This is a genomic window from Bradyrhizobium sp. WSM1743 (genome assembly GCF_000473065.1).
In the GTDB taxonomy this organism is placed as follows: Bacteria; Pseudomonadota; Alphaproteobacteria; order Rhizobiales; family Xanthobacteraceae; genus Bradyrhizobium.
Genome location: NZ_AXAZ01000142.1, coordinates 1 through 3,356, shown reverse-complemented (window position 1 = coordinate 3,356; position 3,356 = coordinate 1). Strand labels below are relative to the sequence as shown.

At 65.5% G+C, this 3,356-nt stretch carries 3 protein-coding genes; 1 reads left to right on the top strand and 2 read right to left on the bottom strand.

Features of this window, described 5'->3' with window-relative positions:
• Nucleotides 1–309: 309 nt before the first annotated feature.
• Nucleotides 310–549, bottom strand: coding sequence for a hypothetical protein (locus YU9_RS49470; protein ID WP_245266727.1), 240 nt, complete (start codon nt 547–549; stop codon nt 310–312).
• 323 nt (nt 550–872) lie between these two features.
• The gene (locus tag YU9_RS0138100) at nt 873–1,946 is read right to left on the bottom strand and encodes a hypothetical protein (RefSeq protein WP_027577381.1); all 1,074 of its coding nucleotides are present in this window, start codon (nt 1,944–1,946) and stop codon (nt 873–875) included.
• A 257-nt stretch (nt 1,947–2,203) separates the two neighbouring features.
• Here YU9_RS0138100 and YU9_RS0138095 point away from each other — a divergent pair, with 257 nt between their 5' ends.
• Nucleotides 2,204–3,232 carry a patatin-like phospholipase family protein gene (locus YU9_RS0138095; protein ID WP_027577380.1) on the top strand — a complete coding sequence of 343 codons (1,029 nt, stop codon included), beginning with the start codon at nt 2,204–2,206 and terminating at the stop codon, nt 3,230–3,232.
• Nucleotides 3,233–3,356: the final 124 nt, after the last annotated feature.

Sequence of the window (3,356 nt, the reverse complement as noted above, 5' to 3'; positions counted from 1 at the left end):
ACGGTTGCCCGCCCTGCAAAAACCTTTCGCGCCGGTGTGGCCACGTCCACCGCCACCCGACCCGCGTTCGTGACGATCGCGATACGCCCCTCTTCCTTGGGCCGGGTTGAGGCGACACATACGCCATTTCCGAATTTCGGTAAAGCGGAATATTTTTGGCCGAATGCATTGACCCACAAATTGGGTGTTTTGCCCGACGGACAACCAACGCCTTGTAGCCCGGATGGAGCGCAGCGTAATCCGGGATTCTCACCGCGTGGCACGAAGATCCCGGATTGCGCTACGCTCCATCCGGGCTACGGGACGCCGCTAGTCCTCGCTGGACGCCGCCGAGCGGTTGCGCAAATAGGCCTGGGACAACAGGAAGAACAACGCGCGCTCGCCTTGATATTTGGCGGACGGACGCGTGCGCTCGAAGCCGTCGGCAAATATCTTGCCGGACTGGTCGCACACCTGCCACCGCCAGCCAAACCGCTTGCGCCTGGTGAGGATCACTTCGAACATGCCGACGAGCCTGGTCCCCTGCTCCGTGCCGGTCTCGCAAGGCATGCGCCTGCTCCGGCCTCCCCCGTTAGACGGACGCTCGACATATAGCGCAGCAGAATGGAAAGAGAATAAGATTGATTGTCGGAAACACGTATCTTCCACCGGTCGTGGGCAGGCGCATCGCCCTCTGGAATAGGCCGATACCACCGGTGTTTCTTGGCCCCAAGCTGGTGGCGCTGCCGGTATTCAAGACAGAACACAGGAGCTGGCGGCGAAGAGCAGTTGCTTGGCAGCACCCAGCCGGACGCAGCGGTAATAGGAGATGCACACTCATGCGCGCGATGAGAATTATCGTGCTCGCGGCGGGCGGCACCGCCGCCCGGACCTTAGCGCGCGATGACCTCGACTTCGCCGTCGACGCCGTTGACGACGTTGAAGCCGCGCTCGTAGACCTTGCCCTCGTTCTTGGCGATGGCGCGATATTCGCCTTCGGACAGCACGACGCGCGGGAAGGCGCCGATCGATTCCTTGATGACGTCGCCGCCCGGGGTCAGTACCGACCAGGCGGTGTTGGCGAGCGCCTCGCCGCCCCTGTCGCTGACCAGCTTGAGCGTGATGACGGCGGCGCGGTGGGTGATGGTGACGTCGGTGAGCTTGCCAGCCTGGACGCGGATGTCGGAGCGCACCACCGAATTGGCATCGCCATAGTTGGAGACGATGTAGTAGGTGCCTTCCGGGATCAGCACGACGTCGCCGGCGGCGACGTTCGGCACCAGCGAGGCGCGCTCGCCGGACTCGAACTGGCTGCCCTTGTAGATCGCGAACGAGATCTGGTTCTGCGGAATGCGGCTGGTGCCGACCCGGCCCTCGATGCGCAGGCCGCCGGCCGGCAGCACGAAAGATTCGCGGTCGGTCTCAGCCTTGAGGCTGACGGTGCGCACCGCGCTGACCAGGCCGAAGGCGACGTGGACGACGTAGTTGCCGGGCGGCAGCACGATGTTCGGCGTGGCACTGCGGTCCTCGCGGATCAGCTTGAAGGTGCCGTTCTCGTCGGGACGGTCGGCGAACACGCGCCAGACCAAGCCGCTGGTAATGGGGGCCGAGTCCTTGCCGTATTTCGCCGTCAGCGACAGCACGCCCTGTCCGGGCACGGCCGCATTCAGAGGGGCGGCCGGCGGCACGGTCGTGACTGCGGGCGGCGGCATGCTGGGCGTAGCGGGCTGCATCAGGGTCGGCGGCAGGCTCGGGGGTCCCGCGCCCGGCCCGGAGGGCGGTGCCAGGCTGACGGCGCCGCCGGGGTCGGGCACCGATGCCGGTGGCACCGGCGGCGGGCGATCGGAGAAAAGCTGCGCCTGCGCGGCATTTTGGCCCGAGATCACAAGGCACGCGGCAAGGATCAGCGCCGGCAGCAGCCTGCCGCTGCGCCGCCATCCGATGATGCCGTCACCCCCGCGTGTCATGTTCTTGCTTTTCACCGAAAACGCGGCAAATTCAAGCCTCTGAAACCCTAAGAAATACGGCCTGATACGGCCCCCTCTTTCCCTGGAACCTACTTGACGCCTGTGTGATTATCCTTGGAGCAACCGTCCATCGCCATACTCCTGCCCTGTGCGCTTCCCAAAGCGGCATAGACCATGCTTCGCCCTGAATTGGCGGAGTTCAGGACGGTCCCTGGTCTGGTGGTTGGTTGGGGCTGGCCCGGCGTAGGAGACTTTCGGTGCTGGACATCTTGAAAGGTCGGAGCGCGAACGGCTCGAACGGCGAGAAGGTTGGTCTCGGCAGCATCCGCCGTCCGGTCATTGGCCTTGCGCTCGGCGGCGGCGCGGCGCGCGGCTTTGCCCATATCGGCATCCTGAAGACCTTGCTCAGCAACGGCATCGTGCCCGACGTCGTGGTCGGAACGTCAATTGGCGCCGTGGTCGGCGGGGCCTATGCGACCGGCCAGCTCGACACGTTCGAACAATGGGGCCGCAGCCTGCAAGGCATGCGCAACATCCTCGGCTATCTCGACATCCGCCTCAACGGCTCGGGCCTGATCGGCGGCGAGAAGCTGGCAACCCGGCTGGAAGAGGCGATCGGCCAGACCCTGATCGAAGACCTGCCAGTCAAGTTCGCGGCCGTCGCGACCGAAGTCCGCACCGGTCATGAGATCTGGCTGACCCGCGGCCGCGTGGTCGACGCGATGCGCGCCTCCTATGCCCTGCCCGGCATCTTCTCGCCCGTGCTGGTCGGCGACCGCTGGCTGGTCGACGGCGCGCTGGTCAATCCGGTGCCGGTCTCGGCCGCGCGCGCGCTCGGCGCCGAAATCGTCATCGCGGCAAACCTTTCCAGCGACATCTTCACCCATTCCACGACGATCTATTCGCACGGTGCGATGCCCACACCGGTCGCGCCGGTGGCCGAGGAAACGACCGCCAAGCGGCGCTTCCCGCGGCTCTTCTCGCCCGAGAAGACCATGAAACGCGAGTTCTTCGGCGGCGGCGGACGGCCCGGCATCTCCTCGGTGATGGTCGATGCGTTCAATATCATGCAGGACCGCATCACCCGCGCCCGCCTCGCCGGCGATCCGCCCGACATGCTGATCACGCCCCGAGTCGGCCAGTTCGGCTGGTTCGATTTCCACCGCACCGAGGATCTGATCGCGCACGGCGCACGCGCCGCAGAGCGTGCGCTGGACTCGATCCAGGAAGCGATCCACGTGCTGGCGCCTCCGCCCGAGGGCGCCGCGCCCAAGGCCGCTGAGTAACTCCGCCGAGTAACGCTGCTGAGTAAGGCGTCGTCCGTGAAGAGCGGCTAAGCGATTGAGCTGGGATCGCATTGTTCGTTGTGGCCTGTTTTGGGATTGCAGGGTTTTGATGCTTCGGGCATCG

Bases quoted from the DNA above. Each gene is read 5' to 3' on its own strand.
- YU9_RS49470 (WP_245266727.1), bottom strand. From the start codon at position 549: ATGCCTTGCGAGACCGGCACGGAGCAGGGGACCAGGCTCGTCGGCATG.
- YU9_RS0138100 (WP_027577381.1), bottom strand. From the start codon at position 1,946: ATGACACGCGGGGGTGACGGCATCATCGGATGGCGGCGCAGCGGCAGG.